Genomic DNA, 26,013 nt, shown 5'->3' with positions numbered 1-26,013 from the left:
CGGCTGGGCGGCATTCCATCATCATGGGTTTTTGACAGACCTTCACTTCGTCTGAAACAGATGTTTCCACTTGTGTCGCGAACGCACCAGATTCGGTTTTTGATGTCAGATGTTTCGTCATTCAGTGAAAGCTGAATGCCGCTCGCCAGCGTCGCTGGAGGAGCTCTTCCGCGGTCCAGGAGGCCGCCATGTATCGACGACTGCTGCTCATCGCTTTGCTCGGCCTGACCCTTTCAGCCTGCGTGCCCTATTACGATGGAGGCGCCACCTACTATCGCTCCGAGGTCTACACCGCGCCGGCGCCAGCCTATTACTACGGCGGCCCGCGTTATTACCCTTCTGGGCGCAGCTATTACGCGCCAGCGCCTCGCTACTATGCGCCACAGCCTCGCTACTATTCGGCGCCGCGCTACTACCAACCAGCCCCGCGCTATTACCCTCGCGCCGGCTACCGACCCTACCCCAACCAGGGGTGGGGCGACCGCTGGGGTAATGGCGGGCGTGGACGCGGTTCCGACCACGGAGGTGGTCGCGGCGGTCACCGTTAAATATCTTGAAAAACAAGCGGCGCATCATGCGCCGTTTTTTATAGGTACCGTATGTCCGTACTGTCAGATTTAACAGCTATCTTTGAGGCGCTAGCTGTACTTCACTAACGAGAAGCCTTGTGCTTTTGCGTGGTGAGACTGAGCAGATGGAATCCCTATGTTCAAACAATTGATTTGCGTGCTCCTGCTGATGAGCTGCTTCATTGCCTCGGCAAGTGCGGAGCAAGGCTGTCCTTATCCGTCGCAGATCGTGTACGCCGATGGCCATTATCGCGCCCAAGACAACGGCCTGCGCTGGCAAAGTCCGAAGGTCGCGTCGCGTGGTGTTGTCGACGGGTTCATTGGCGCAGTCTTCATGCCGGGCGACGGCGAGGAGAGAGGAAACGGCTACATGGACAAGTGCATCTACCGCACCAACTGGAGCGGGGTAGTAGTAGCGTTGAGGCCAAGCAGGGGCAATGAGATTATCAACATGTCGTTGACCAGCTCCTTGTATTGGAAGCTGCAGCCCGATGCGTTCGAGTTGCCGGTGTATACGTGCGTGGACAGCCAACCGGACAATTGCAAGTTCAAGGTCAACGACAAACGTACAGACCTGTCAGTAGTCAGATAAATCTGCCAGAGGATTTCTACCTTCCCAGGCCTTGTCAAAGTGCGCCTGCACCACCGCTTCCGGGAGTGTGTTGATATCCGGCCAGTGCCAATGAGGCGCCTGGTCTTTGTCGATCAGGCGCGCCCGCACCCCTTCGGCAAATTCCGGATGACGGCAGCAGTTGAGGCTCAGGGTGTATTCCATCTGGAACACCTGGGCCAGGGATAGGTGGCGGGCGCGCTGGAGCTGTTCCCACACCAGATGCGCCGTCAGTGGGCAGCCCTCACTCAGGGTTTTGCCGGCCCGGCTCAATAGCGGGTCGCTGTGGTCGCGCAGCAGGTTCAAGGCGCGCCAGGCACAGCGTACATCTCCTACATCCAGCCATTCGTCGATCTGTGGGCGGCGTGGTAGCCATTGCGCGTCGGGTTGATCGCTGATCGCCTCCTGCGCCAGGGCCTTGAGCAAGCTGTTGAGTTGCATCGCGCTCTGTTCCTGCCAGTTCAGCTGCAGCAGGCCATCGAGCAATTCGTCTTGCTGGTCATCACGCAGAAAACGGTCTGCCAGGCCCAAGTCCAGCGCGTCGCGACCGTTGATATGGGCGCCGGTGAGGCCCAGGAACAGGCCGAGCTTACCCGGCAAGCGGGACAAGAACCAACTGGCCCCCACATCCGGGTACAAGCCAATGCTGATCTCGGGCATGGCCAGACGACTGCTTGGCGTAACGATACGCACGGCGGCGCTTTGCAACAGGCCCATGCCACCGCCCAAGACATAACCGTGGCCCCAGCAGATCAACGGCTTTGGGAAGGTGTGCAGGCGGTAGTCAAGACGATATTCAGCGGCAAAAAACTGGGCGGCCAGAGCCGGAACTTCGCCGGGCTGCTCACGGCAAGCCTGAGCCAGGCTGCGCACTTCGCCACCGGCGCAAAAGGCTTTGGGACCGTTACCGCGTAGCAGCACACAGACGATCTGCGGATCTTTGGCCCAGGCCTCCATGCGCTCATCCAGGGCCAGAATCATTGGCAGGGAGAGGGCGTTAAGGGACTTTGGCGCGTCCAGGCTGGCGATACCGATGCGAGCGCCGCCACTGCCGGTCAGTTCTTCGAAATGCAGGTTCATCGTGACCTCAATCGAGAAGGTGAAGGATGAGTATGATCCCTTCGTGAGAAAGTGCCGGTGCTGTGTCAGATCAATTGACAAGCGGGGTCGGCTTTCCTAGGGTTCGCCTCATTCTTTTTTACAAGACAATTCAACTATGACCGATGGCGACCGTATCAAACTCGAACCCAGCTGGAAACACGCTCTGCGTGAAGAGTTCGAGAAGCCTTACATGGCGCAATTGCGCGAGTTTCTGCGCCAGGAGCATGCCGCTGGCAAAGAGATCTACCCGCCCGGCCCATTGATTTTCAACGCACTCAATTCAACACCGCTGGACAAGGTCAAGGTCGTGATCCTCGGCCAGGACCCCTACCACGGCCCTGGCCAGGCCCATGGCCTGTGTTTCTCGGTGCAACCGGGCGTGCCGGCGCCGCCGTCGCTGGTCAATATCTATAAAGAGCTCAAGCGCGACCTGAACATCGACATCCCCAACCACGGCTACCTGCAAAGCTGGGCCGACCAGGGCGTGCTGATGCTCAACACCACCATGACCGTGGAGCGCGCCAACGCCAACGCCCATGCGGGCAAGGGTTGGCAGTTCTTTACCGATCGGATTATCGAGGTAGTCAGCGAGCATCAGCCGCACCTGGTGTTCCTGCTGTGGGGCGCCCATGCTCAAAGCAAGCAGAAGCTCATCGACGCCACCAAGCATCTGGTGCTGACCTCGGTGCATCCTTCGCCGTTGTCGGCGTATCGCGGGTTTCTGGGCTGCGGGCATTTCAGCCGGGCCAACAAGTTTCTCGAGCAGAATGGCGAGGCCCCCATCGAGTGGCGTTTGCCACCCGTCTGAGGCCTGGCACATTCAACATGTGGGAGGTTTTAGAGGGGGGCGGGCTGACGGTTCCAGTGCCGAAACAACGGCTCGGCCAAGAACAGCACGAACAACAAGCGCATCACCTGCATCGCCGTCACCAAGGGCACCGACAGCTGCAGGGTTTCAGCTGTCAGGCTCATCTCAGCGATACCGCCTGGCATCATGCCCAGGGTCAGTGATCGCAGGTCGAGGTGAGTGAGGGCGCTCAAGCCCACCGCCGCTAACGTCGCCAGCAGCATGGTCAATGCCGTGCCAATCAAAGTGCGGCCCATGAATGAGGGCGCGCGACGGAAGAACTGCCGATTGAAGTGGCAGCCCAACCCGCTGCCGATCAACCATTGGCCGATCTGGCTGCCGCCGTCGGGCAGGCCAATGTGTAAATCCCAGGTCACACTGGCAATCGCACTCACCAACAATGGCCCGAACAGCCAAGGGTTGGGTTGGCGCAAGCGTTGCCAGCCCCAGGCAACCAGCGCACCCACCGGAAACAGCAGGGCCAGCCACGCCCAGTCCACCGGCGCCGGGTGAAACTGCGGTGCGCCGCCTCCGAGCAAATACTTGAAGATCGCCGGCACACATAACACCACCACCAGCACACGCAAACTCTGCCCGGCCGCAACCCGGCTGAGCACCGCGCCGTTGCGAGCGCCCAGGTTGACCATCTCCCCGGAACCGCCCGGCATGCTGGAGAAAAACGCCGTGGCGCGGTCTTCCCCGCTGCGGCGCATCAACCACACGCCGACCACACTCGACAAGCTGGTGACCAGTGCACCGAAGAAGATCAGGCCGAAGTGGCTCATCACCTGCTCGATCACCAGTGGGGTGAAGTGCAGGCCAATGCCGATGCCCACCACCCATTGGCCGCATTTGCGCCCGCCGGGAATCTCCGCCAATTGCCAGGGCGTGAGGCAACGCACCAGGATAATCGCCAGCAACGAGCCGACCATGTACGGCAACGGCCAGCCCACCAGGCTGGCCAGGTAACCGCCGGCCAGGCCGACCAGCGGTGTTCCCCACCAATGTTTAAAGGTGACCTCAGACATCGGCCAGGGCACGACGCTGTTGCACGCGTTTACGCCAGATACGCAGCAGCGGTACAAGCAGCATGATTGCGGTCAGCACCCAGACGCCAAAGGTGATCGGGCTCGACCACAGGATTTCCAGCGCACCGTTGGAGATCGACAGCGCACGGCGCAGGTTCTGCTCCATCAAACCGCCGAGGATAAAGCCCAGCAGCAGCGGCGACAGCGGGAAGTCCAGCTTGCGCAGGATGTAGCCGAAGATGCCGATGGCGATCATCAGGAACAGATCGAAGGTGGTGGCATGCACGGCGTACACGCCAATCGCGGTGATGATGGCGATCACCGGCACCAGCGCCCAGTTCGGCACGGCGAGGATACGGGTGAAGATGCGGATCATCGGGATGTTGAGCACGACCAGCATGATGTTGGCGATGAACAACGAGGCGATCAGGCCCCAGACAATGTCCGGTTGCTGTTGGAACAGCAGTGGGCCGGGAGTGATGTTGTACAGCGACAGGGCGCCGATCATCACCGCTGTGGTGCCGGAGCCAGGAACGCCGAGGGTCAGCATCGGCACCATGGCGCCGCAGACCGATGCGCCAATGGCGGTTTCAGGGGCGGCCAGGCCGCGCATGTCGCCTTGGCCGAACTTGCCGCTGGCGCCTGCGATGCGTTTCTCGGTCATGTAGGCAACGGCCGAGGCCATGGTCGCACCCGCACCCGGCAATACGCCTATGATAAAACCCGATACGCCGCAACGAAGGTTCACGGTCAGTACCGATAAGGCTTCCTTGACGTTGAACATCATGCGCCCGGTGGCTTTCACTGCTTCCTGGCCACGGTGGGTTTTTTCCAGCAGCAGGAGAATCTCGCTGATGGAGAACAGGCCGAGTACCAACACCACGAACTGGATGCCATCGGTCAGGTGAATATTGTCGCCGGTAAAGCGGTACACACCGCTGTTGGCGTCGATGCCCACGCAGGAAAGGAACAAGCCGATCAGCGCCGCAACAAAAGTCTTCAGTGGTTTGTCACCGGCCATGCCGCCCAGGCAGACAATCGCAAACACCATTAAAACAAAATATTCCGCCGGGCCGAACGCAATTGCCCACTTGGCCAGCAGCGGGGCGAACAGCACCATGCCGCAGGTGGCGATAAACGCCCCAATGAACGAACTCCAGGCCGACAACGACAGTGCCACGCCGGCCAGGCCTTTGCGGGCCATCGGGTAACCGTCGAGGGTGGTCATCACGGTGGACGCTTCGCCCGGGATGTTCAGCAAAATCGAACTGATGCGGCCACCGTATTCGCAGCCCAGGTACACGGCTGCCAGCAGGATCAGCGCCGACTCTGGCGGCAAGCCCAGAGCAAAGGCGATGGGGATCAACAGTGCCACGCCGTTGATCGGGCCCAGGCCCGGCAACAGGCCGACCACGGTGCCAATCAGGGTGCCGCACAACGCGGTCACCAGGTTATAGGGGCTCAGCGCAACGCCGAAACCCTGGCCCAAATAGCCAAAAGTATCCATGTCAGTTCTCCAGAACGTCGAGCAGGCCGAGGGGCAACGGTACGTCCATGGTTTTATCGAACAGCAGATAAAGACCGACGCTCATCAAGGTGATGATCACCACGCTGGGCAACCAGCGGCCGCCGTACAGCCGTGCCATCGGAATACCGATCAGCATGCTGCTGAGAATGAAACCCAAGGATTCGAATGTGCCGGCAAACACCAGCAGCAGGGCCACACAGATGCCGATCTTGATCAACGTGGGTTGATCCAGCGCGGGTTCATCGTCGGTGTGTTTGGTCGCCTGCGGGCGAATCATCATGTAGATGAGCGCCAGGCCCATCAGCCCGAGCAGCAGCAGGGGAAAGGCCCTGGGCCCTACAGGTTCGTAGGAAAAGGCCGCTTGATACGGCCAGGCCATGAGCGCCAGGCCGATACAGGCCAGTAACAGCACGGCAGCGAAAATGCGTTGTAAGAGCATAGAAAACTCCAAGGCCCCTGTAGGAGCGAGCAAGCTCGCTCCTACAGGGGCATTACACAAAAAGAGGAGCGATTACTGGATCAGGCCGAACTCTTTGGCCAGCACTTTGTAGTCAGCCACCTGTTTCTTCACGTAGGTGTCCAGCTCCTGGCCCGTCATGGCGAACGGGAACAGCTCGCGCTGGTCTCGCAGCTTGGCGAACTCCTCGGAAGCCAGCAGTTTGTCGAAGGCGTCTTTCCACCAGGCGTAGTCGGCATCGCTGACCTTTGGCCCCAGGTAGAAGCCACGCACCACCGGCCAGACGATGTCGTAGCCTTGCTCTTTGGCGGTCGGGATGTCCTTCATTTCCGGCTCATCCAGGCGTTGCTCGGAGAACACCGCCAGCAGGCGCATATCGCCGCTCTGGATATGCGGCATGGAGTCGGAGATGTCGGTACTGCCCACCTGGATGTGCCCCCCCAGCAGAGCCGTAGCGATTTCACCGCCACCCTCAAGGGCGACGTAACGCAGTTCGCGCGGGTTGATCCCGGCGGCCTTGGCGATCAGCGCGGTTTGCATCCAGTCCTGGCTGCCGACGGTGCCGCCGGAGCCGATCACCACGCTGCCTGGGTCTTTCTTCAGGGCTTTAACCAGGTCATCGAGGGTCTTGTAGGGCGAGTCGCTTTTCACCGCGATGGCGCCATAGCTGGTGCCCACTGCCGCCAACCAGCGCACGGCGCTTTCATCAAAACGGCCGAACTTGCCCTGGGCCAGGTTCAGCAACGAACCGCTCGACCAGGCGACCAACGTGCCGGCATCTGCAGGGCGCTGGGCGACGACCGCGTTGTAGGCCACCGCGCCCACGCCGCCTGGCATGTAGGTCACACGCATCGGCTTGGTCAGCAGCTTCTGGTTCACCAGCGCGCTTTGCGCCAGTTTGCAGGTCAGGTCAAAACCGCCGCCAGGGGAGGCCGGGGCGATGCATTCCGGACGCTTGGGTTCGTCGGCGGCCAGCAGTTGGCCGGCGAACAGCATGCAGCCGGCGGCGAGGGCAAATTTACGCAGTGAAGGGGTCATGGCGATCTCCATCGTTGTTGTTATGAGGGGTACTACCAAAGTGCGACGCTATAGCTGACCAGCAAGCGCATTTCATCCGCATCACGGGCCGAGTAGTTGGAACGATAGGTGGCGTTACGCAGGCGCACGGCCACATCTTTGAACGTGCCGCTTTGCACCACGTACTTGATCTCGCTGTTGCGTTCCCACTCCTTGCCGGTCTCGCCGTTCTTGAGCTTGATGTTGTCACCCGAGAGGTAACGGCTCATGAAACTCAAGCCAGGAATGCCCAGCTTGGCGAAGTCGTAGTCGTAACGTGCCTGCCAGGAGCGTTCTTCGGCGCCGGCAAAATCGTTGATCTGCACGAAGTTGACCAGGTATGGGTCGCTGCCATCCACATATGGGAAGGCGCTGTCGCCGGACATGTGCTGGTAGCCGGCGCTGAGCTTATGGCCATTGAGGGCATAGCTGAACAGGCCGTTGAGGGACTTGTTGTCGATATTGCCGCCGCGGGCCGAGCCGGTGTCATCGCTGATGGCCAGCCGCAGGTCGGCGGCGAAAGTGCCAGGGCCCATCGGGCGTGAGGCGACCATGCCGAAGAAGTGTTGGCGATACACGTCGTCGAGTTGGGCGAAGTGGTAGCTGCCGGTGATCTTGTCGGCGAACTTGTAGTCGACGCCACCGAAGTTGAAGTGCTTGCCGGTGGCACCGCTGAGGAAGCGGCTGTTCTTGTTATTGAGCGCGATGTCTTCGTAGTTGGTGTCGTCGCGGTCCTTGGCTTTGTCCAGGCGGCCACCGGTGAACACCAGGTTCTTGAATTCCTTGGAGGTGATCAAGCCACCGTTGAAGGTCTGCGGCAGGATGCGCCCGTCGTTGGGCTTGAGGATCGGCAGTTCGGGGATCAGCGAGCCGATTTTCAGCTCAGTCGCCGAGATTTTCACTTTGCCGGTCAGGCCCAGCTTGGCGTACTCGTTGGCGGCGCGGCCGTCATCGTGGGTCGGCAGCAGGCCGGTGCCGGTGCGGTCGGGGCTGGAGTCGAGCTTGACGCCGAGCATGCCCAGCGCATCCACGCCAAAGCCGACGGTGCCGTCGGTGTAGCCTGATTGCAGGTTGAGCATGAAGCCCTGGGCCCATTCGTCGCGCTTGGATTGCTGCGCACTGGTACCGTCGCGAAAGTCGCGATTGAAGTACATGTTGCGGGTTTCCAGGGTCGCGCTACTGTCTTCGAAGAAGGCAGCCTGGCTGAGCGGCGCAAAGCCGGCAAGGGCAGCGGCACTGGCGAGGGCGGTGTGGGTCAGACGGCAAGAGCGAACAGGCGGGCAAGCCTGTGGCTGGGTCGACAGCATCGTGGTGTACTCCGTTATTGTTCTTATTTTGGCGAAAACGCTTCGAGGCGTTTTTCGGGCGCTACGGGTCAGGCAACTCGGCGGGCATAGACCACCGTGGTTGGATGCTAAAGGGCGAAGCTTTCACTAACCTTTCAATCGCCTTTCAATGTTTTCGGGCTTCACAGGCCAGGTTGCGGCTGTAAACTGCCGGGCAAAGCGTGGCGCCGACCACCCCTGAATGAGGTAGAAATCCATGCGTGTCCTCCTGGTTGAAGACCATCTGCAGCTCGCCGAAAGTGTCGCCCAAGCGCTCAAGAGCATGGGTTTGACCGTTGATGTGTTGCATGACGGCGTGGCGGCGGACCTGGCCTTGAGCAGCGAGGAATACGCCGCGGTGATCCTGGACGTAGGGCTGCCGCGCCTGGATGGTTTCGAGGTGCTCGCGCGTTTGCGGGCACGTGGAAAAAACCTGCCGGTGCTGATGCTGACTGCTCGCAGTGATGTAAAAGACCGCGTGCACGGCCTGAACCTGGGCGCCGATGACTACCTGGCTAAACCGTTTGAACTCACGGAACTCGAAGCACGGGTCAAGGCACTGTTGCGGCGCAGCGTGTTGGGCGGCGAGCGTCAGCAAACCTGCGGTGTGCTGGTGTACGACCTCGACACTCGGCGCTTCACGGTCGCAGGCGAGCTGATGACCTTGACCTCCCGAGAACAAGCGGTGCTCGAAGCCTTGATCGCCCGGCCGGGGCGCGTGATGAGCAAGGAGCAATTGGCTTCCCAGGTATTCGGCCTGGACGAGGAGGCCAGCCCCGACGCCATCGAAATCTACGTGCATCGCCTGCGCAAGAAGCTCGATGGCCAACCCATCGCCATCGTCACCTTCCGCGGCCTTGGCTATTTGCTGGAAGCCCGTGATGCATAAGCCCAGCAGCCTGCGCTGGCGCTTGCTGTGCAACCTTGCGTTATTGCTGGTGTTGTTGATGCTCGCCAGCGGCATGAGCGCTTATTGGAACGGTCGCGAAGCCGCCGACACCGCTTATGACCGCACGCTGCTGGCCTCGGCACGCACCATTGCCGCCGGTTTGACCCAGGTGGACGGCACCCTCAGCGCCAATGTGCCCTATGTGGCCCTGGACACCTTTGCCTACGACAGTGCCGGGCGCATTTATTACCAGGTCAATGATATTGATCAGAAACTGATTTCCGGTTACGAAAACCTGCCCGGCCCGCCGCCCGGCACGCCCCGCACCGACGATTACCCGGCCTTGGCGCGGTTCTACAACGCCATGTATTTGGGCCAGCCTGTGCGCGTGGTGAGCCTGCTCAAGGCCGTCTCGGAACCGAACATGAACGGCATGGCCGAAATTCGTGTTGCGGAGACCGACGAAGCCCGGGTGGCCATGGCCCGCAGCCTGATGGCCGACACCTTGTTGCGCCTGGGCATGCTCGCCATCGGTGCGTTATTGCTGGTGTGGTTCGCGGTGAGCGCCGCGCTGCGCCCGCTGGAACGCCTGCGTACAGCGGTGGAAGAGCGCCAGCCTGATGATCTGCGGCCCCTGCCCTTGGTGGAAGTTCAGGACGAGTTCGGCCCACTGGTACGCTCACTCAACCATTTCACCGAACGTCTGCGCGGGCAGTTCGAGCGCCAGGCGCAGTTTATTGCCGACGCTGCCCACGAGCTGCGCACCCCCCTGGCGGCGCTCAAGGCCAGGCTGGAACTGGGCTTGCGTGCCGAAGAACCCGCCACCTGGCGCAACACCCTGGAAACGGCCGCCCAGGGCACCGACCGGCTGACGCACCTGGCCAATCAATTGTTGTCCCTGGCCCGCATCGAAAACGGTGCCCGGGCCATTGCCGAAGGCGGTGCGCAACTGCTCGATTTGAGCCAATTGGCCCGTGAGCTCGGTATGGCCATGGCGCCGCTGGCCCACGCGCGGGGCGTGGCCCTGGCGCTGGAGGCCGACGAGCCGGTATGGCTGCGCGGCGAACCGACGCTGTTGAATGAGCTGCTGAGTAACCTGGTGGATAACGCCTTGGCCCATACCCCGCCCGGCGGCAATGTGATTCTGCGCGTGACGGCCCCGGCGGTGCTGGAGGTGGAGGATGACGGCCCCGGCATCCCGCTGGATGAGCGGGACCGGGTATTCGAGCGCTTTTATCGACGCAGCCAGCAGGGCATGGGGTCGGGCTTGGGGCTGGCGATTGTCGGGGAGATTTGCCGTGCGCACCTGGCGCAGATCAGCCTGCATGATGGCGAGCTGGCGGGGCTTAAGGTGCGCGTGAGTTTTATCGCGGGTTGATCAGTAAAACATCGAGCGCGCTTCGTCCAGTTCGCTGCGCAGGGCGTCGCTGTGCAGGTCTATGCGTAACTTCGTGATGGCCGGCAATGTGGCAATCGGCGCGGTCCCCAGGGGATGGTCGGTGCCGCGGTGGCAGTACAGCGCGGCGACCTGCACCAGGTCGACGTAGTCCAGGCTTGCAGAGTCGCGCGTCAGGTCCAGGTATTGGCCTGGCACGTTCACCAGCATCTCGGGAAAGTCCCAGACCCGCAGCAGCTTGTCGCCCAGCACCGGGTGGATGCTGTCGATGACGTGGTTGAGGCTGACGGGGTCGGCCAGCAGCTCATAGTGATCCTCGGCATAGGTGAGGATCGGCAGCACGCCGATCTGATGCACCAGGCCACCCAGGGCCGCCTGGTCTGGCTTGAGCTGGCTGTGGCGACGGCACAAGGCGTAGCTCACGCCCGCCACCTCCAGGCTGCGGCGCCATACGTCGCGCATTTTCTGTTCGACCACCTCGGAGCGGGCGTGAAAGATCTGCTCCATCACCAGGCCGATGGCCAGGTTGCTGCTGTAGTTGGTACCAAGCCGGGTGATGGCGGTGTGCAGGTCGGTGACTTCCTGGCTGGCCCGTAGCAACGGGCTGTTGACCACTTTGATCAGGCGCGCCGACAGGGCCGTGTCACGACTGATCACTTTGCTCAGGTGGCTGATGCTGATGTCCGGGTCTTCGGCGGCCTGGCGAATTTTCAGGGCCACCTCCGGCAATGTCGGCAGAACCAGGTCATCGTTGTCGATGGCCGTTACCAACGCTTGTTGGACTTTTTCCGCCAGCTTGTTCATTCATGCTCTCTAGGGTGCTGCAAAAAAGTACGGCGATTAACGCTGGATCTCGCGATCACGGTCCAGTTGGTAGGGCAGGTCAAGCAGGTGCAAGCCCGGGCCCTCCAAGGTGCCCAAGCGCACGTCGCCACTGTCGGCAGCTTCGGCTTGCAGCACAGCGAGAAGTTCAATCGACTGGTCAGCTTTTGCCGCGATGACCACTTCGCCGATTGCGCTGTTATGGCTGGGGGAAAACAGCGGCGTGCCTGGCTCGGGAAGTTCGTCGGCCTCCAGGCTCAGGCGATACAGGCGCCGCTTGAGTTTGCCCAGGTACTGCATGCGCGCGACGATTTCCTGGCCGGTGTAGCAGCCTTTCTTGAAGCTGACGCCACCCACGGCCTGCAGGTTGAGCATCTGCGGGATGAACAACTCGCGCGTCTGGGGCATCACCTGGCCGATACCGGCACGGATCTGACCAAGCAGCCAGGCATTCAATTGAGCTTGTTGCAACTGCGCGGCCAATTGGCTGCGCACGGCGCCGGCGTGTTCGGCAGGTACCCAGAGTTCGGCACGGCCCGGGGAAACGCGGACGGCGATCAATGCTTCGTTGCGCGCCACGCTATCGGTCTCGACCGGCAGCGCGAGGCCCAGGGCGCTCAGGGCCGCGTCTGCGTTCGCCAGGCCGAAGCGCGCCCAGGCAGCGCTTTCGTCGGTGAGCTTGGATTTGGAGAACACCGCGTACTTTTTCAAATCTGCCAGCTGCGGTTCAAGCAACTCGGTGGCCATGGCCAGGAGTACGCCATCACCCTGCAGCAGGATGCGGAAGCTCGACTGCATCCGGCCTTTTTGCGTGCAGCGCGCGCCCAGGCTGGCCTGGGTTTCACTCAGGTAATTAAGGTTGCAGGTCAGTTGGCCCTGCAGGAACTTGGCAGCATCAGAGCCGCGGACGGCGAGAACGCCTTCGTGGGACAGGGAGCAGAAAAAAGCGGAGTCAGCCATGGGTCATCGCAGGTCAAAAAGTCATGGGTGCATCATAGAGGGGCGTCCGGCAAATGCATAGTTTCGTCGCGGTCGACCAAAGCCGACTGTTCCGGTGTCGCCTGGGCTGTATACTTGCGCTCTATTTTAGGAGGGCTCCATGGTCGAAGATGTAGAAATCAATCGCCTCTACTGGCACAGCCGTCGCGGCATGCTGGAGCTGGATGTGTTGCTGGTGCCTTTCACCAAAGAGGTGTACGCGACGCTCAATCAGGTGGACCGCGACCTCTACGTCAGGTTGCTTACGTGCGAAGACCAGGACATGTTTGGCTGGTTCATGGAGCGCGCCGAATCCGAAGACCCGGAGCTGCAGCGCATGGTTCGGATGATCCTGGACCGTGTCCAGCCCAAGTAATCGTTTCGAATGCCGCTGGCAGGCCTCGCGGCTGTTGCTGGCGGCCTATGTGCTTGCCCAACTGATCGCGCTGGGCAGCCTGCTGGTTCTAAACCTGCCTTACTCAAGCCTGGGCATCCTGTTATGCCTGGCTCATTGTGCCTGGGTGTTACCGCGGCAAATTCTGCTCACTCACCGTTCGTCGATTCGTGGCCTGCGCCGTGACGACGATGGCTGGCAATTATGGAGCGCCGCACGCGGGTGGCACCCTGTGCAACTGCGGCCCGACAGCCTGGCGTTGCCGCTGATCGTGGTGTTGCGTTACCGGGCGCAGGGTGAACGGCGAGTGCGGTCCATCTGCGTGCCAAGGGATGCACAGGCCGCCGATGTGCACCGGCGCCTGCGGGTACGCCTGAAGTTCAGCCGGCGTAGGTGGTTGGCACCAGGATAGTGTCCCGGGCTTCGGGCAGCATCTGTGGATAGTCGAGGGTGTAATGCAAGCCGCGGCTTTCCTTGCGCTCCATGGCCGACCGGATCATCAGCTCGGCCACTTGGGCCAGGTTGCGCAATTCGATCAGGTCGCGGCTGACCTTGTAGTTGCTGTAGAACTCGTCGATCTCATCCAGCAGCAAGCGCACCCGATGTTGCGCCCTTTGCAGGCGCTTGTTGGTGCGCACGATGCCCACATAGTCCCACATGAAGCGTCGCAGCTCGTCCCAGTTGTGAGCGATGATCACGTCTTCGTCCGAATCAGTGACCTGGCTCGCATCCCAGCGGGGCAGGGCGGCTGGTACCGGGATGCGCGGCAGTTGCTCAAGAATGTCCGCTGCCGCCGAGCGGGCATACACGAAGCATTCGAGCAATGAATTGCTGGCCATGCGGTTGGCGCCGTGCAGGCCAGTGAAGCTGGTTTCGCCGATGGCATACAGGCCCGGCACGTCGGTGCGGCCATGCTGATCGACCATCACGCCACCGCAGGTGTAGTGCGCGGCCGGCACCACGGGGATCGGGCCCTTGGTGATGTCGATATTGAAGGTCAGGCAGCGTTCGTAGACGGTCGGGAAGTGGGTCTTGATGAAGGCTTCGGGCTTGTGGCTGATGTCCAGATACACGCAGTCGATACCCAGGCGCTTCATTTCGTGGTCGATGGCGCGGGCGACGATATCGCGTGGTGCCAGCTCGGCGCGTGGGTCGAAGCGCTGCATGAAGCGTTCGCCATTGGGCAGCTTCAAATGTGCGCCTTCGCCGCGCAGGGCTTCGGTGATCAAAAAGCTCTTGGCCTGCGGGTGATACAGGCACGTGGGGTGGAATTGGTTGAACTCCAGGTTGGCGACCCGGCAGCCCGAGCGCCAGGCCATCGCAATGCCGTCGCCGCACGCACCGTCGGGGTTGCTGGTATAGAGGTAGACCTTGGCGGCGCCGCCCGAGGCGAGAATGGTGAAGCGTGCGCCATAGGTATCGACTTCACCGCTGGTGCGGTTCAGTACGTAGGCGCCCAGGCAGCGTTCGCCCGGCAGGCCCAGGCGTTTTTCGGTGATCAGGTCGACGGCGACGCGCTGCTCCAGCAATTGGATGTTGGGGCGTTGGCGGGCCTGATCGAGCAGGGTCTTGAAAATCGCGGCCCCGGTGGCATCGGCAGCGTGAATGATTCGGCGATGGCTGTGGCCGCCTTCGCGGGTCAGGTGGAACTCAAAGCCACCGTCGTCGCTGCCGGCATGTTCATCGCGGGTGAAGGGCACACCTTGGTCGATCAACCATTGGATGGCTTCCCGGCTGTGCTCGACGGTGAAGCGCACGGCGTCTTCGTTGCACAGGCCACCGCCGGCGTTAAGGGTGTCTTCGACGTGGGATTGCACGGTGTCTGTGTCGTCCAGCACCGCAGCCACGCCGCCCTGGGCCCAGAAGGTCGAGCCGTTGGCCAGGTCGCCTTTGCTCAAAACCGCTATACGCAAATGGCTGGGCAGGGTCAGGGCCAGGCTCAAGCCGGCGGCGCCGCTGCCGATGACGAGGACATCGTGTTGAAACTGTTGGCTCATTTGACGGATTCCGCAAAAAGCGATCCAAAGGGGGGCGCAAACAGGACGCCTGGATCGGCGAATCAAAGGGTCACACGGGCCACTAGTATATAGAGGGGTGGAGCGGCACAATAGCCACGCCTTCGTGGCATTGTGAGATTATGCTGCGCAGCGTTGGGAAACGGCCGGTTGGCGGGACGGGAACTTTTTGCATAAGCCCCGACTCAATAGCAGGTTGCCCGAAAGCTGGGAAAACGTTGAGTTTATTGGCCCGTCGGGAGCATTGGACGCGTCACGAAACCGGCGACAAGATTATTCGCGCAGCCGGCACCGACCGTGCTGCGTTTTTCGTGTGTGCCAAATCAGTGCATGCCGGAAACTTGCTTGAAGGGGGAGAACTTTTGCGAAAAGCCCGAGTCTATGTTTGCAAGCCTGATCGTTTAGTTATGCAAGCCTCCTTCAAGTACAACGAGGAGTGTTCATGCTAACCCAGGAAGAGGATCAGCAGCTGGTCGAGCGCGTACAGCGCGGTGATAAGCGAGCATTTGATCTGCTAGTGCTGAAATACCAGCACAAAATTCTCGGGTTGATCGTGCGGTTTGTGCACGACACCCATGAAGCGCAGGACGTTGCACAGGAAGCCTTTATCAAGGCTTACCGTGCACTTGGAAATTTCCGCGGTGACAGTGCGTTTTATACGTGGCTGTACCGCATCGCCATTAACACGGCGAAAAACTATCTGGTGTCACGCGGTCGCCGCCCACCAGACAGTGATGTCAGTTCAGAAGATGCAGAATTTTACGATGGTGATCACGGCCTCAAAGATCTCGAGTCGCCGGAGCGTGCATTGCTGCGCGACGAGATCGAAGGCACCGTTCATCGCACTATTCAGCAACTGCCAGAAGATTTGCGTACGGCGTTAACTTTACGTGAATTCGATGGTCTGAGTTACGAAGACATTGCGAGCGTCATGCAATGTCCGGTGGGGACTGTGAGGTCACGGATTTTCCGGGCCCGAGAAGCCATCGACAAAGCCTTGCAACCGTTGTTGCAGGAAAACTAAAGACAGCGGCGACAGCCAAGAGAGGAACCGCCATGAGTCGTGATGCCCTGCAGGAATCGCTGTCCGCAGTGATGGATAACGAAGCGGATGAACTGGAACTTCGTCGAGTGCTCAACGCATTTGATGACGCCGAAACCCGTGATACCTGGTCTCGTTACCAAGTCGCTCGGGCGGTGATGCACAAGGATCTCCTAATCCCTCGTCTGGATATTGCTGCGGCCGTTTCTGCTGCACTGGCGGATGAAGCCGTTCCGGCAAAAGCCTCGCGTGGTCCATGGCGTAGCCTGGGTCGTCTGGCAGTGGCCGCCTCGGTGACCGTTGCTGTGTTGGCAGGCGTTCGCCTGTACAACCAGGACGAGATCGCAGGCAACGAGCTGGCCCAGCAGACTCAGCAGCCGGTCATGGCCGGTCCGCAAGTCAAAGGCCCGGCCGTGCTGGCTGGCTACAAGGAAAGCACCGATACCACCGGCCCTATGGCCAATGGTGTACTTCAGGGGCAATCCGGCTGGCAAGATCAGCGCCTTCCAGGCTACCTGCGTCAACATGCGCAGGAATCGGCCGCCAAAGGCACTGAAAGCGCTCTGCCATACGCTCGCGCAGCAAGCCAGGAAAACCGCTGATTCGCTAAGGAGCCCTATGCGCGCCATACCGCTCCTTGCGCTTTTGCTCAGTAGTTGGTTTGCACTATCCGCCCATGCCGATGAAGCCCAAGACTGGCTGACTCGACTTGGGCGTGCAGAGCAGCAGCAAAGCTTCGAAGGTACGTTTGTCTACGAACGTAACGGCAGTTTTTCAACCCATGACATCTGGCACCGCGTCCAGGATGGTCATGTCCGTGAACGATTGTTGCAACTTGACGGCTCCGCCCAAGAAGCGGTCAGGGTTGATGGTCGGGCACAATGTGTCAGTGGCACGTTGGTTGCCGGTCTCGGTCATTCGCCTGAGGCACCCTCGCGTATTCTTGATCCAAAAAAACTCACTTCATTCTACGATCTGGCCGTCATTGGCAAATCCCGTGTGGCCGGTCGTAATGCGGTGATTGTGTCGATCAGCCCGCGTGACCCCTACCGTTATGGGTTTGAATTACACTTGGACCGTGAAACTGCGCTGCCGCTCAAGTCCTTGCTGCTAAATGACCAGGGGCAGTTGCTGGAGCGTTTTCAGTTCACCCGCCTGGATACTTCGGCCACTCCTTCTGAGCAGAGCTTGCAGCCCGGCAGCGACTGTTCGCCGGTAACAATGTCCGCCGCTAAATCTCCTGACATGTCTGCCACGCAAAAGTGGCATCTGGACTGGCTACCGCCTGGTTTCCAACAGATCAGCAGCGCTACGCGCAAAGATCCCCAAACGAAATCTACCGTCGACAGCCTGATGTATGACGATGGGCTCGCGCGTTTTTCGGTGTTTCTTGAGTCAGCCAACGGCGCTGATGTAAATGAAACCCGCGCTCAGCTTGGGCCGACCGTGGCAGTATCCCGGCGATTGAATACGGTGGATGGCGAAATGATGGTTACGGTGGTGGGCGAAATTCCCATCGGCACAGCTGAACGTATCGCGTTGTCGGTGCGTGGTGAAAAAGCCGCCGCCAAGCCCTGAGATTGTTAATCTTATGTTCATCCTGGTCTATCAATCTGGGCCCGAATTTCGTTGGGTGCTGGGCGTATGAAATCTCTGGACAGCATTTTCACTTGCAAAAACTTCCCATGTTTTTTATAGGTCAGGGTTTGATGGCTCTGGCCTTGTTTGTTCGCGGAACAAAAATGCCACTCGCAGTATCCGGCGTTTATTGAACCCTGTCGCTTAACCCTGCTCGTCGTAACGGGAGCTGTATGTCGATACCACGTTTGAAGTCTTACTTATCCATAGTCGCCACAGTGCTGGTGCTGGGTCAGGCCTTACCTGCGCAAGCGGTCGAGCTGCCTGATTTCACCCAGCTGGTGGAGCAGGCCTCGCCTGCCGTGGTGAACATCAGTACCACGCAGAAGCTGCCGGATCGCAAAGTCTCGAACCAGCAGATGCCCGACCTGGAAGGCTTGCCGCCCATGTTGCGCGAGTTCTTTGAGCGCGGGATGCCCCAACCTCGCTCTCCCCGTGGTGGCGGTGGTCAGCGCGAAGCCCAGTCCCTGGGCTCCGGCTTCATCATTTCGCCTGACGGCTACATCCTCACTAACAACCATGTGATTGCCGATGCCGACGAGATTCTCGTGCGCCTGGCCGACCGCAGTGAACTCAAGGCCAAGCTGATTGGCACCGATCCACGTTCCGACGTGGCTTTGCTCAAAATCGATGGCAAGGATTTGCCGGTGCTTAAGCTGGGCAAGTCTCAGGACCTGAAAGCCGGTCAGTGGGTGGTCGCGATCGGTTCACCGTTCGGCTTTGACCACACCGTTACCCAAGGCATCGTCAGTGCCATCGGTCGCAGCCTGCCAAACGAGAACTACGTACCGTTCATCCAGACCGACGTGCCGATCAACCCGGGTAACTCCGGTGGCCCGCTGTTCAACCTGGCCGGCGAAGTGGTGGGGATCAACTCGCAGATCTACACCCGCTCCGGTGGCTTCATGGGCGTGTCCTTCGCGATCCCGATCGATGTGGCCATGGACGTCTCCAATCAGCTCAAAAGCGGCGGCAAGGTCAGCCGCGGCTGGTTGGGCGTGGTAATCCAGGAAGTGAACAAGGACCTGGCTGAGTCCTTCGGTCTCGACAAGCCGGCCGGTGCTCTGGTTGCGCAGATTCAGGACAATGGCCCTGCGGCCAAAGGCGGCCTGAAAGTGGGCGATGTAATCCTGAGCATGAACGGCCAGCCGATCATCATGTCGGCAGACTTGCCTCATTTGGTCGGCGCGCTCAAGGCCGGCGGCAAAGCCAAGCTGGAAGTGATTCGTGACGGCAAGCGCCAGAACGTCGAACTGACCGTTGGGGCAATTCCGGAAGAAGGCGCGACCCTGGACGCCCTGGGCAACGCCAAGCCAGGTGCCGAGCGCAGCAGTAACCGCCTGGGTATCGCCGTGGTTGAACTGACCGCCGAACAGAAGAAAACCTTCGACCTGCAAAGCGGTGTCGTGATCAAGGAAGTTCAGGACGGCCCAGCCGCCTTGATCGGCCTGCAACCGGGTGACGTGATCACCCACTTGAACAACCAGGCAATCGATACCACCAAGGAGTTCGCCGACATCGCCAAGGCGTTGCCGAAGAATCGCTCGGTGTCGATGCGCGTCCTGCGTCAAGGCCGTGCCAGCTTCATCACCTTCAAGCTGGCTGAGTAATCCGCTAGACCTATAAAAAAGCCCCGCTGCCGGTTAACGGCAGCGGGGCTTTTTTGTGGGCGACGGGTTCAGCTCATCATGCCTTTCACCAGGCGCTCCTGTTCGATCAGCTCACGCTGACGGGCGTCGATGCGCGAGGACAGCGGGAAGTTATTGCCAGCACGCCGCTTGGCAAAGTCCAACTGCTGGATGGCTTGTTGGAAATCCCCCACCAATGCGAAATATTCAGCGCGAGCCTGATGCAGGCCAATAATGTTGCCGGACAAACCGCGTGTTTCAGCAACCTGATACCACACGTCCGGATCGTCCGGCCGCGACTTGAGTAGCCCGTCCAGCGCCTTTTCTGCATCGGCGGTACGGTTCTGTTTAAGCAACAGATCTACCCGCACCTGGTTCAATGGATAGTTGCTGGGGTACTGGGTGAGCATGCGGTCGGTACGTTGCTGCGCATCCGGCATGCGGTTGCTGGTGATGTCCAGTTCGATTTGGGCCAGGTTGTAGGTGATGTCGTTAGGCGCCTTGGCCAGCAACGGCGCCAGGCTTTCCCGCGCTTCCTTGAGTTGAGTACCCTTGATCTGGGCGATGGCCAGGCCATAACGCGCTACATCATTTTTAGGGTTTTCATCCAGCTGTGCCTGGAAGCGCTTGGCGGCCAGACCTGGCGTGTCTTCGTATTTGAGCTGCACCCGTGCGCGAATCAATTGATAGCGCAGGCTGTCTTCCTTGCCGCCAGGTTTGGCTTGTTCGGCGCGGTTGCGGGTGTCGGCGATACGCGATTCGGTTACCGGGTGAGTCAGCAGGAATTCCGGCGGCTTGGCGTCGAAGCGGTATTGGCGCATCAGCCGTTCGAACATGGTGGGCATGGAGCGCGGGTCGTAGCCGGCTTTCTCCAGGTTGAGAATACCGATGCGGTCGGCCTCTTGCTCGTTCTGGCGAGAGAAGCGGCGCTGTTCCTGGATCGCGGCGGCTTGTGAGCCGGCAATCGCGGCGATACCGGCATCACCGGCACCCGCAGCAGCGGCGATAATGCCCCCAAGCAGGGCGGCCATCATCGGCAGTTGCATGCGTGATTGCGCTTCCACGCCTCGGGCGAAGTGGCGCTGGGACAAGTGTGCCAGTTCGTGGGCCAGTACCGACGCGTATTCACCTTCGGTCTGTGCATTGAGAAACAGGCCGCCGTTGACTCCGACGATCCCACCGGGAGCCGCAAAGGCGTTGAGCTGTGGGCTGTTGATCAGGATGAATTCCAGGCGCCGGTCATTGACCTGGCTGGTCTCCACCAGCTTGTACACGCTGGTTTCAACGTAATCCTTGAGTTGCGGGTCGTTGAGTTGCGAAACCTGGCCGCGCAGGTAGGCCAGCCAGGCGCGGCCCAGTTGGTATTCCTGTTGCGGCGAGACAATGGCAGAACTGGCATCACCAAGTGACGGCAGGTCGTCAGCGAAGGCCGGGGAGGCCAGCAGGCAGGCCAGCGTCAGCAGGGTAGGGCGCAAAAAAGTCATGCACAAAGCCTTTCGACAAAGAGCTTACTGTAGCCGGACACTGAGCTTGGGACCAGATATTCTAAGCAGCCCGAATGTTTGCCTGGAGTAACACCATGACCGACGCTGTAGCCTGTGACGCCGAACTCGACGCCAGCGGTCTGAACTGCCCTTTACCATTGCTCAAGGCCAAGCTGGAGCTCAATAAAATGGCCAGTGGTGCCGTGCTCAAGGTGACTGCCACCGACGCCGGCTCCCAGCGTGATTTTCGCACCTTTGCCAAGCTGGCCGGCCACACCCTGGAGCATGAAGACGCCGCCGAGGGTGTGTACCGTTATTGGTTGCGCAAGGCCTGAAGGCCTTATCGAGGCAAGATCAAGCCTTGTTCAGCGCCTGCGCTGCCGCCAGAACCGCATCAACATGGCCCGGCACTTTCACGCCGCGCCATTCCTGACGCAGGACGCCTTGGCTGTCGATCAGGAAGGTGCTGCGATCCACGCCCAGGTATTCCTTGCCATACAGCTTCTTCAACTTGATTACATCAAACAGCTGGCAGACCGCTTCGTCCTTATCGCTGATCAGCTCGAACGGAAATTCCTGTTTGCCCTTGAAGTTCTCGTGGGACTTCACGCTGTCACGCGACACGCCGAACACTTCGGTGTTGGCGGCCTTGAACGCGGCGTACTGGTCACGAAAACCCTGGCCTTCGGTGGTGCAGCCAGGGGTGCTGTCCTTCGGGTAAAAGTAGATCACCACTTGCTTGCCCTTGAAGGCTGCAAGGCTGAAGGTCTGGCCGCTGGTGGCCTGGGCCTCGAAATCGGCCACGGGTGTGTCGATGGCTACCGGCATAGAGAAGTACTTCCTTACATTGGGTTCTGTGGGCGCCATGGCTCAATCAAGGCGTCGAGGTTCAGGGCATCGGCGAAATCCAGGAACTGGTCGCGCAACCAACTGATCTGTACACCGGCCGGCAAGGTCACGGTAAAGGTGGCATTGAGCATGGTGCCGCCGGTTTGTGGCGCCTGGTAGGTGTCACAGGTCAGGTTTTCCAGCTCGACGTTGTGGTCGATAAAGAACTGGCACAACTCGTTGACGATGTCCGAACGGTAGGCCGAGCTGACATAGGCTACGTAAGGCAGGGCCTGGGGACGGTTTTCCAGGGCAGCGCTGCGTACCACGTTGACGGTGAAATCATGCTTCTTGGCCAGGCCTGGCAGGCCGGTTTCCAGACGCGCCAAGGCATCCCAGGAGCCAGAAATCTGCAGGACCAGCGCACTGCACTCGCCATGGCGGGTCAGGCGGGAGGTCACGACGGCGCAGCGGTTCTCATGGCTGGCGCGGCACAGGACGTTGGTCAGCTCCATGGGGTTGGCGCCGAGGGCACTGATAACAAGGAATTGTTCGCGAACTGTGGGGGTGGACATGCAGCCTTCCTAAAGCGATGAGCGGTCGATACCGTGTGGGCGGTATCGATCAAAGGATCAAGGGTAGCGAAAAGCGTCGCCAAGGGCTAGGAGGTGGCGTTTTCATTGCGTGATCAGCCCGCTTCGGGCGGTGCTTTGGCCTAATGATGGCATTGCCCGTCGTTTAGTTGCGCCAGAACGCATCCTCACGCGGTACTTCGCTTGTACAAGCATCTTGGCGCCAGTACCATTACGGCTCTCTTTTTCCGGCAGGAGCGGTTGCATGATTGCGGGCAGTATGGTGGCACTGGTCACACCCATGGATGCACAAGGTCGTCTCGACTGGGACAGCCTGGGCAAACTGGTGGACTTCCACCTGCAAGAGGGCACCAACGCCATTGTGGCGGTCGGCACCACAGGTGAATCGGCCACCCTTGATGTGGAAGAACACATCCAGGTGATCGAATTCGTGGTCAAGCGCGTAGCGGGCCGCATTGCCGTGATTGCCGGTACGGGCGCCAACTCGACGCGTGAAGCGATCGAGCTGACCAAGAACGCCAAGAAGGCCGGCGCCGACGCTTGCCTGCTGGTGACTCCGTACTACAACAAGCCGACCCAGGAAGGCTTGTACCAGCACTTCAAAGCCATCGCCGAAGCCGTGCAGATCCCGCAGATCCTCTACAACGTACCGGGTCGCACCGCGTGCGACATGAAGGCCGAGACCGTGATCCGCCTGTCCACCGTGCCGAACATCATCGGCATCAAGGAAGCCACCGGCGACCTGCAGCGCGCCAAGGACATCCTGGCCGGCGTGAGCAGCGACTTCCTGGTGTATTCCGGTGACGACGCCACCGCTGTCGAGCTGATCCTGCTGGGTGGCAAGGGCAACATCTCCGTGACCGCCAACGTGGCCCCGCGCGCCATGAGCGATATGTGTGCCGCCGCCATCGCGGGCGATGCAGCCACCGCGCGTGCGATCCACGAGAAGCTGATGCCGCTCAACAAGACACTGTTTATCGAATCCAATCCTATTCCCGTGAAGTGGGCGCTGTTTGAGATGGGCCTGATGCCGGACGGTATCCGTCTGCCGCTCACCCGCCTCAGCGAAGCCTGTCACGAACCGCTGCGACAGGCCCTGCGCCAGTCCGGCGTCCTGGTTTAATTGAGGAAGCACTACGCATGAAGCGATTGGCCGGACTTTCCGCACTTGCCTTGATTATCTCCAGCACCAGTGGCTGCGGTTGGGTATGGGGCCCGGAAGGCTACTTCCGTGACCGCGGCAGCGATTACCTGGAAGCGCAAGCAACCAAACCGATGCAACTGCCGCCTGATGTCAATGTCGCCAAGCGCCTTGACCCGCTGCTGCCGATTCCACGCAACGTTGCCGACGACACGGTCAAGGGTGAGTACGTAGTGCCACGCCCACAGCCGATTATGTCCGTGGCCGATGCCAGCGACTACAGCCTGCAAAAAAGCGGCGACAATCGTTGGATCGTGGCTCAGCGTCCGCCTGCCGAAGTCTGGCCGGTGGCGGTGCAGTTCTTCCAGGACAACGGTTTTAGCATCGACCAGCAACGCCCGCAGACCGGTGAGTTCACCACCGCGTGGCAGCAAGGTCGCGAGCTGTCCGCCAACATGGCCCAGCGCCTGCTGGCGGGCGGTGTTGCCGCCGACAGCGAAGCTCGTGTGCGTGTGCGCATCGAGCCAGGCGTGCAGCGCAACACCAGCGAAGTCTATGTGGTCAGCGCCGAGCGTCCTGCAGGCAGCACAGCCAACGTCGATTTCACTCCACGTTCGGTCAACACGGGTGTTGACGCCGCGCTGGTCGACGAAATGCTCGCCAGCATGAGCCGTATTTCCGAGAAGGGCGGTTCCGTATCCTTGCTCGCCGCCCGTGATTACGACACCCCTAGCCGCGTCAGCCTCACCGAAGACGGCAGTGGCAACGTCGTGCTGAACCTGGGTGAAGATCTAGACCGTGCCTGGGCCAGTGTTGGCCGCGCGTTGGAGCAGGGCCCTTGGCGCGTTGAAGACATCAACCGCAGCCTGGGCCTGTACTACATCAACGTGGCTGAAAAGGCTGAGAAGAAGGACGACGAGCCAGGTTTCTTCGGCAAATTGTTCGGCAGCGCGCCGACCAAGGAAGAGATCGAAACCCGTGCCGAGCGTTATCAGGTTCGTTTGAGCAAGGTGGGCGAAAGCGTGCAAGTCACCGTCGAGAAGAACATCAACACCGTCGCGCCAGCTGAAACAGCGCGCAAAGTGTTGGGCGTGATTCAAGACAACCTGGGCTGATCCGATGCGTTTTGCCGTTCTCGGCAGCGGTAGCCAAGGGAACGGTACGCTGGTCGCCCATGATGACACGTACGTGCTGGTCGATTGTGGTTTCTCGTTAAGAGAAACCGAGCGACGCCTGCTGCGCCTCGGTGTTCACCCGGCGCAGTTGAGCGCGATTCTAGTGACCCACGAACATGCCGACCACGTGCATGGCGTGGGTTTACTGTCTCGGCGCTACAATCTGCCGGTGTACATGAGCCGCGGCACGTTGCGCGGGATGCGCAAACCCATCGAGCCGGCAGGTTTTCTGGCTGGTGGCGAGCAACTGCAAATCGGTGCCCTGAGCATCAATGTCGTCGCGGTTGCCCACGATGCCCAGGAGCCGACGCAATACGTATTCAGTGACGGTGAGCGGCGCTTCGGTGTGCTCACCGACCTGGGTTCTTATTGCGCCAAGGTGCTGGAGGGTTACCGGGACCTCGATGCCTTGATGATCGAGTCCAACCACTGCCGAGACCTGCTGGCACGCGGTCATTACCCTTACTTTCTCAAGCAACGGGTGGGCGGCGAGCTGGGACATTTGAACAACCACCAGGCCGCATACCTGGTGTACGAGTTGGGCTGGCAAGACCTGCAACATCTGGTCCTGGCTCACCTCAGCAGCAAGAACAACCTGCCGACGCTTGCCCGGCAATGTTTTGTCGACACCCTAGGGTGCGACCCGGACTGGCTGCAACTGGCCGATCAAGATTCAGGGCTCGACTGGCGACACATCGCCTAGCCCACCTTACTCAAAGCGGAGCCCATCATGGAAAAACGTGAAGAACTCTACCGCGGTAAAGCCAAGTCGGTGTACAAGACCGACGACGCCAACCGCCTGATCCTGCTGTTTCGCAACGACACCTCGGCGTTCGACGGCAAGCGCATCGAACAACTGGATCGCAAAGGCATGGTGAACAACAAGTTCAACGCCTTCATCATGCAGAAGCTCGAAGCGGCCGGTATCCCGACTCAATTCGACAAACTGCTGGGCGACAACGAGTGCCTGGTCAAGAAGCTCGACATGATCCCGGTGGAATGCGTCGTGCGCAACTACGCCGCCGGCAGCCTGGTCAAGCGCTTGGGCGTGGAAGAGGGCCTCAAGCTCAACCCTTACACGTTCGAACTGTTCTTGAAGGACGACGCCAAGGGCGACCCGTTCATCAACGAATCCCACGTCGTGGCGTTCGGCTGGGGCACCGCTGAGCAACTGGCGCGCATGAAGGAGTTGTCCCTCAAGGTCAACGACGTGCTGACCAAGCTGTTCGACGACGCCGGCCTGTTGCTGGTGGACTTCAAGCTCGAATTCGGCGTATTCCACGACGGCTCCATCGTCCTGGGCGACGAATTCAGCCCGGACGGCTGCCGCCTGTGGGACAAAGACACCAAGAAGAAGATGGACAAAGACCGCTTCCGCCAAGGCCTCGGTGACGTGATCGAAGCCTACGAAGAAGTCGCCAATCGTCTCGGCGTACCGCTGTAATCGACGCAAGCATCTGATAGCACGG

At 60.4% G+C, this 26,013-nt stretch carries 28 protein-coding genes; 16 read left to right on the top strand and 12 right to left on the bottom strand.

Translation table 11 applies throughout. The features are described from left to right. Positions 1-188: 188 nt before the first annotated feature. Positions 189-548, top strand: a complete 360-nt coding sequence (locus tag AC4PS6_RS01505; protein WP_019818497.1) for a hypothetical protein — start codon at positions 189-191, stop codon at positions 546-548. 157 nt (positions 549-705) lie between these two features. Then, positions 706-1,161, top strand: a complete 456-nt coding sequence (locus AC4PS6_RS01500; RefSeq protein ID WP_019818495.1) for a DUF3757 domain-containing protein — start codon at positions 706-708, stop codon at positions 1,159-1,161. Here AC4PS6_RS01500 and dspII read toward each other — a convergent pair. After that, positions 1,147-2,259: an enoyl-CoA hydratase/isomerase DspII gene (gene dspII / locus AC4PS6_RS01495; protein WP_032903199.1), complete on the bottom strand. Its 1,113-nt coding sequence runs from the start codon at positions 2,257-2,259 to the stop codon at positions 1,147-1,149. The genes AC4PS6_RS01500 and dspII overlap by 15 nt on opposite strands. 136 nt (positions 2,260-2,395) lie before the next feature. Here dspII and ung point away from each other — a divergent pair, with 136 nt between their 5' ends. Beyond that, on the top strand, positions 2,396-3,088 hold the full coding sequence (ung, locus tag AC4PS6_RS01490) for a uracil-DNA glycosylase (protein WP_020301023.1): 693 nt from the start codon (positions 2,396-2,398) through the stop codon (positions 3,086-3,088). A gap of 29 nt (positions 3,089-3,117) precedes the next feature. On the opposite strand, the gene AC4PS6_RS01485 is transcribed toward ung, so the two are convergent. The 5 genes from AC4PS6_RS01485 to AC4PS6_RS01465 all read right to left on the bottom strand — a co-directional run bounded on the left by AC4PS6_RS01485 (position 3,118) and on the right by AC4PS6_RS01465 (position 8,503). Next, positions 3,118-4,155: an AbrB family transcriptional regulator gene (locus AC4PS6_RS01485; RefSeq protein ID WP_014717354.1), complete on the bottom strand. Its 1,038-nt coding sequence runs from the start codon at positions 4,153-4,155 to the stop codon at positions 3,118-3,120. Further along, complete coding sequence (locus tag AC4PS6_RS01480; RefSeq protein ID WP_014717355.1) at positions 4,148-5,662, bottom strand: tripartite tricarboxylate transporter permease; 1,515 nt, start codon at positions 5,660-5,662, stop codon at positions 4,148-4,150. Before AC4PS6_RS01480 ends, AC4PS6_RS01485 begins: the two co-directional genes overlap by 8 nt. Position 5,663: 1 nt before the next feature. Further along, positions 5,664-6,122 carry a tripartite tricarboxylate transporter TctB family protein gene (locus AC4PS6_RS01475; protein ID WP_003189430.1) on the bottom strand — a complete coding sequence of 153 codons (459 nt, stop codon included), beginning with the start codon at positions 6,120-6,122 and terminating at the stop codon, positions 5,664-5,666. A gap of 72 nt (positions 6,123-6,194) precedes the next feature. Then, positions 6,195-7,178, bottom strand: coding sequence for a Bug family tripartite tricarboxylate transporter substrate binding protein (locus AC4PS6_RS01470; RefSeq protein WP_014717356.1), 984 nt, complete (start codon positions 7,176-7,178; stop codon positions 6,195-6,197). Positions 7,179-7,210: 32 nt separating this feature from the next. Further along, on the bottom strand, positions 7,211-8,503 hold the full coding sequence (locus AC4PS6_RS01465; RefSeq protein ID WP_014717357.1) for an OprD family porin: 1,293 nt from the start codon (positions 8,501-8,503) through the stop codon (positions 7,211-7,213). 235 nt (positions 8,504-8,738) lie between these two features. Here AC4PS6_RS01465 and AC4PS6_RS01460 point away from each other — a divergent pair, with 235 nt between their 5' ends. Both AC4PS6_RS01460 and AC4PS6_RS01455 read left to right on the top strand, forming a co-directional pair. Next, complete coding sequence (locus AC4PS6_RS01460) at positions 8,739-9,410, top strand: response regulator (protein WP_014717358.1); 672 nt, start codon at positions 8,739-8,741, stop codon at positions 9,408-9,410. Next, complete coding sequence (locus AC4PS6_RS01455; RefSeq protein WP_014717359.1) at positions 9,403-10,788, top strand: sensor histidine kinase; 1,386 nt, start codon at positions 9,403-9,405, stop codon at positions 10,786-10,788. The genes AC4PS6_RS01460 and AC4PS6_RS01455 overlap by 8 nt, the downstream gene beginning before the upstream one ends. On the opposite strand, the gene AC4PS6_RS01450 is transcribed toward AC4PS6_RS01455, so the two are convergent. Beyond that, positions 10,789-11,610, bottom strand: coding sequence for an HDOD domain-containing protein (locus AC4PS6_RS01450; RefSeq protein ID WP_336826888.1), 822 nt, complete (start codon positions 11,608-11,610; stop codon positions 10,789-10,791). A 36-nt stretch (positions 11,611-11,646) separates the two neighbouring features. Next, positions 11,647-12,588: a CAF17-like 4Fe-4S cluster assembly/insertion protein YgfZ gene (ygfZ, locus tag AC4PS6_RS01445; protein ID WP_020301027.1), complete on the bottom strand. Its 942-nt coding sequence runs from the start codon at positions 12,586-12,588 to the stop codon at positions 11,647-11,649. A 139-nt stretch (positions 12,589-12,727) separates the two neighbouring features. On the opposite strand from ygfZ, the gene AC4PS6_RS01440 reads away from it, so the two are divergent. Further along, entirely contained in the window at positions 12,728-12,982 is a 255-nt protein-coding gene (locus AC4PS6_RS01440; RefSeq protein ID WP_014717362.1) for an FAD assembly factor SdhE, read from the top strand. Next, a complete protein-coding gene (locus AC4PS6_RS01435) occupies positions 12,966-13,412 on the top strand; it encodes a protein YgfX (RefSeq protein ID WP_003189446.1) in 447 nt (148 codons plus the stop codon). Before AC4PS6_RS01440 ends, AC4PS6_RS01435 begins: the two co-directional genes overlap by 17 nt. On the opposite strand, the gene nadB is transcribed toward AC4PS6_RS01435, so the two are convergent. Next, a complete protein-coding gene (gene nadB / locus AC4PS6_RS01430) occupies positions 13,381-14,997 on the bottom strand; it encodes an L-aspartate oxidase (RefSeq protein ID WP_003189449.1) in 1,617 nt (538 codons plus the stop codon). The two genes, AC4PS6_RS01435 and nadB, sit on opposite strands and share 32 nt — an antisense overlap. A 460-nt stretch (positions 14,998-15,457) precedes the next feature. Here nadB and rpoE point away from each other — a divergent pair, with 460 nt between their 5' ends. The 4 genes from rpoE (at position 15,458) to AC4PS6_RS01410 (ending at position 19,305) form a co-directional block, all read left to right on the top strand. Beyond that, complete coding sequence (gene rpoE, locus AC4PS6_RS01425) at positions 15,458-16,039, top strand: RNA polymerase sigma factor RpoE/AlgU (protein WP_003172477.1); 582 nt, start codon at positions 15,458-15,460, stop codon at positions 16,037-16,039. Between the two features lie 32 nt (positions 16,040-16,071). Then, on the top strand, positions 16,072-16,659 hold the full coding sequence (locus tag AC4PS6_RS01420) for a sigma-E factor negative regulatory protein (RefSeq protein ID WP_003189451.1): 588 nt from the start codon (positions 16,072-16,074) through the stop codon (positions 16,657-16,659). 16 nt (positions 16,660-16,675) lie between these two features. After that, positions 16,676-17,635 carry a MucB/RseB C-terminal domain-containing protein gene (locus AC4PS6_RS01415; protein ID WP_014717364.1) on the top strand — a complete coding sequence of 320 codons (960 nt, stop codon included), beginning with the start codon at positions 16,676-16,678 and terminating at the stop codon, positions 17,633-17,635. Positions 17,636-17,868: 233 nt separating this feature from the next. Continuing rightward, positions 17,869-19,305 (top strand): DegQ family serine endoprotease, encoded by a 1,437-nt coding sequence (locus tag AC4PS6_RS01410; RefSeq protein ID WP_014717365.1) that lies wholly within the window; start codon positions 17,869-17,871, stop codon positions 19,303-19,305. 68 nt (positions 19,306-19,373) lie between these two features. Here the strand turns inward: AC4PS6_RS01410 and AC4PS6_RS01405 are convergent, their stop codons facing one another. Then, the gene (locus AC4PS6_RS01405; protein WP_003189458.1) at positions 19,374-20,807 is read right to left on the bottom strand and encodes a M48 family metalloprotease; all 1,434 of its coding nucleotides are present in this window, start codon (positions 20,805-20,807) and stop codon (positions 19,374-19,376) included. A gap of 95 nt (positions 20,808-20,902) precedes the next feature. Between AC4PS6_RS01405 and AC4PS6_RS01400 the strand changes: the two genes are divergently transcribed. Beyond that, complete coding sequence (locus AC4PS6_RS01400; RefSeq protein ID WP_014717366.1) at positions 20,903-21,142, top strand: sulfurtransferase TusA family protein; 240 nt, start codon at positions 20,903-20,905, stop codon at positions 21,140-21,142. Positions 21,143-21,161: 19 nt separating this feature from the next. Here the strand turns inward: AC4PS6_RS01400 and AC4PS6_RS01395 are convergent, their stop codons facing one another. Continuing rightward, positions 21,162-21,635, bottom strand: a complete 474-nt coding sequence (locus AC4PS6_RS01395; RefSeq protein WP_014717367.1) for a peroxiredoxin — start codon at positions 21,633-21,635, stop codon at positions 21,162-21,164. A 14-nt stretch (positions 21,636-21,649) separates the two neighbouring features. Continuing rightward, positions 21,650-22,210: a glycine cleavage system transcriptional repressor gene (locus AC4PS6_RS01390; RefSeq protein ID WP_003189463.1), complete on the bottom strand. Its 561-nt coding sequence runs from the start codon at positions 22,208-22,210 to the stop codon at positions 21,650-21,652. A 262-nt stretch (positions 22,211-22,472) separates the two neighbouring features. Here AC4PS6_RS01390 and dapA point away from each other — a divergent pair, with 262 nt between their 5' ends. The 4 genes from dapA to purC are packed head-to-tail and all read left to right on the top strand — an operon-like array spanning position 22,473 to position 25,988. Then, positions 22,473-23,351 carry a 4-hydroxy-tetrahydrodipicolinate synthase gene (dapA, locus tag AC4PS6_RS01385; RefSeq protein ID WP_014717368.1) on the top strand — a complete coding sequence of 293 codons (879 nt, stop codon included), beginning with the start codon at positions 22,473-22,475 and terminating at the stop codon, positions 23,349-23,351. A 17-nt stretch (positions 23,352-23,368) separates the two neighbouring features. Next, positions 23,369-24,484 carry an NlpB/DapX family lipoprotein gene (bamC, locus tag AC4PS6_RS01380; protein ID WP_014717369.1) on the top strand — a complete coding sequence of 372 codons (1,116 nt, stop codon included), beginning with the start codon at positions 23,369-23,371 and terminating at the stop codon, positions 24,482-24,484. A gap of 4 nt (positions 24,485-24,488) precedes the next feature. Continuing rightward, positions 24,489-25,247 (top strand): MBL fold metallo-hydrolase, encoded by a 759-nt coding sequence (locus AC4PS6_RS01375; RefSeq protein ID WP_014717370.1) that lies wholly within the window; start codon positions 24,489-24,491, stop codon positions 25,245-25,247. Positions 25,248-25,274: 27 nt separating this feature from the next. Continuing rightward, a complete protein-coding gene (gene purC, locus AC4PS6_RS01370) occupies positions 25,275-25,988 on the top strand; it encodes a phosphoribosylaminoimidazolesuccinocarboxamide synthase (RefSeq protein ID WP_005786030.1) in 714 nt (237 codons plus the stop codon). Positions 25,989-26,013 lie beyond the last annotated feature (25 nt).

The organism is Pseudomonas sp. DW-iso17 (assembly GCF_058725345.1).
This window is presented reverse-complemented; position numbering and strand designations above follow the sequence as displayed.

Coding starts and splice junctions, on each gene's coding strand:
- AC4PS6_RS01505 (WP_019818497.1), top strand. CDS start 189: ATGTATCGACGACTGCTGCTCATCGCTTTGCTCGGCCTGACCCTTTCA.
- AC4PS6_RS01500 (WP_019818495.1), top strand. CDS start 706: ATGTTCAAACAATTGATTTGCGTGCTCCTGCTGATGAGCTGCTTCATT.
- dspII (WP_032903199.1), bottom strand. CDS start 2,259: ATGAACCTGCATTTCGAAGAACTGACCGGCAGTGGCGGCGCTCGCATC.
- ung (WP_020301023.1), top strand. CDS start 2,396: ATGACCGATGGCGACCGTATCAAACTCGAACCCAGCTGGAAACACGCT.
- AC4PS6_RS01485 (WP_014717354.1), bottom strand. CDS start 4,155: ATGTCTGAGGTCACCTTTAAACATTGGTGGGGAACACCGCTGGTCGGC.
- AC4PS6_RS01480 (WP_014717355.1), bottom strand. CDS start 5,662: ATGGATACTTTTGGCTATTTGGGCCAGGGTTTCGGCGTTGCGCTGAGC.
- AC4PS6_RS01475 (WP_003189430.1), bottom strand. CDS start 6,122: ATGCTCTTACAACGCATTTTCGCTGCCGTGCTGTTACTGGCCTGTATC.
- AC4PS6_RS01470 (WP_014717356.1), bottom strand. CDS start 7,178: ATGACCCCTTCACTGCGTAAATTTGCCCTCGCCGCCGGCTGCATGCTG.
- AC4PS6_RS01465 (WP_014717357.1), bottom strand. CDS start 8,503: ATGCTGTCGACCCAGCCACAGGCTTGCCCGCCTGTTCGCTCTTGCCGT.
- AC4PS6_RS01460 (WP_014717358.1), top strand. CDS start 8,739: ATGCGTGTCCTCCTGGTTGAAGACCATCTGCAGCTCGCCGAAAGTGTC.
- AC4PS6_RS01455 (WP_014717359.1), top strand. CDS start 9,403: ATGCATAAGCCCAGCAGCCTGCGCTGGCGCTTGCTGTGCAACCTTGCG.
- AC4PS6_RS01450 (WP_336826888.1), bottom strand. CDS start 11,610: ATGAACAAGCTGGCGGAAAAAGTCCAACAAGCGTTGGTAACGGCCATC.
- ygfZ (WP_020301027.1), bottom strand. CDS start 12,588: ATGGCTGACTCCGCTTTTTTCTGCTCCCTGTCCCACGAAGGCGTTCTC.
- AC4PS6_RS01440 (WP_014717362.1), top strand. CDS start 12,728: ATGGTCGAAGATGTAGAAATCAATCGCCTCTACTGGCACAGCCGTCGC.
- nadB (WP_003189449.1), bottom strand. CDS start 14,997: ATGAGCCAACAGTTTCAACACGATGTCCTCGTCATCGGCAGCGGCGCC.
- rpoE (WP_003172477.1), top strand. CDS start 15,458: ATGCTAACCCAGGAAGAGGATCAGCAGCTGGTCGAGCGCGTACAGCGC.
- AC4PS6_RS01420 (WP_003189451.1), top strand. CDS start 16,072: ATGAGTCGTGATGCCCTGCAGGAATCGCTGTCCGCAGTGATGGATAAC.
- AC4PS6_RS01415 (WP_014717364.1), top strand. CDS start 16,676: ATGCGCGCCATACCGCTCCTTGCGCTTTTGCTCAGTAGTTGGTTTGCA.
- AC4PS6_RS01410 (WP_014717365.1), top strand. CDS start 17,869: ATGTCGATACCACGTTTGAAGTCTTACTTATCCATAGTCGCCACAGTG.
- AC4PS6_RS01405 (WP_003189458.1), bottom strand. CDS start 20,807: ATGACTTTTTTGCGCCCTACCCTGCTGACGCTGGCCTGCCTGCTGGCC.
- AC4PS6_RS01400 (WP_014717366.1), top strand. CDS start 20,903: ATGACCGACGCTGTAGCCTGTGACGCCGAACTCGACGCCAGCGGTCTG.
- AC4PS6_RS01395 (WP_014717367.1), bottom strand. CDS start 21,635: ATGCCGGTAGCCATCGACACACCCGTGGCCGATTTCGAGGCCCAGGCC.
- AC4PS6_RS01390 (WP_003189463.1), bottom strand. CDS start 22,210: ATGTCCACCCCCACAGTTCGCGAACAATTCCTTGTTATCAGTGCCCTC.
- dapA (WP_014717368.1), top strand. CDS start 22,473: ATGATTGCGGGCAGTATGGTGGCACTGGTCACACCCATGGATGCACAA.
- bamC (WP_014717369.1), top strand. CDS start 23,369: ATGAAGCGATTGGCCGGACTTTCCGCACTTGCCTTGATTATCTCCAGC.
- AC4PS6_RS01375 (WP_014717370.1), top strand. CDS start 24,489: ATGCGTTTTGCCGTTCTCGGCAGCGGTAGCCAAGGGAACGGTACGCTG.
- purC (WP_005786030.1), top strand. CDS start 25,275: ATGGAAAAACGTGAAGAACTCTACCGCGGTAAAGCCAAGTCGGTGTAC.